At 69.6% G+C, this 395-nt stretch carries 1 pseudogene; it reads right to left on the bottom strand.

From position 1 onward, the window contains the following. Positions 1 to 24: 24 nt before the first annotated feature. Positions 25 to 395, bottom strand: a pseudogene (locus SJ20_RS08245) (polyphosphate kinase 2); the annotation flags it as partial.

The following is a 395-nucleotide window of genomic DNA, read 5'->3' as shown; positions in this document are numbered from 1 at the left end:
GGGGCGCCGTCGTGCGCGGCCCGGTCAGCGCACGCGCGGGAACGATCCGCCGGAGACCTCGCCGTACTCGGCCAGCTCGTTGGCCGGGCCGCAGATCTGCGGGTCGGGGCGGTGGACGATGCGCTCGTCCTTGTCCGGGTAGGGCAGCGTGTGCAGCACATGGCGGATGGCCTCGAGGCGGGCGCGCTTCTTGTCGTTCGACTTCACGACGGTCCACGGGGCGTCGGCCGTGTGCGTGTAGAAGAACATGGCCTCCTTCGCGTTCGTGTAGTCGTCCCACTTGTCCAGGGAGGCCAGGTCGGTGGGCGAGAGCTTCCAGCGACGCACGGGGTCGGTCTCCCGCGCGGCGAAGCGGTTGAGCTGCTCGCGCTGGTGTAAGCGGCCATGAAAAGCTG

Source organism: Micrococcus sp. MS-ASIII-49 (assembly GCF_000946635.1).
GTDB lineage: Bacteria > Actinomycetota > Actinomycetes > Actinomycetales > Micrococcaceae > Micrococcus > Micrococcus luteus.
The sequence above is the reverse complement of the archived record's forward strand: the minus strand, read 5'-3'. Positions and strand labels throughout refer to the sequence as shown.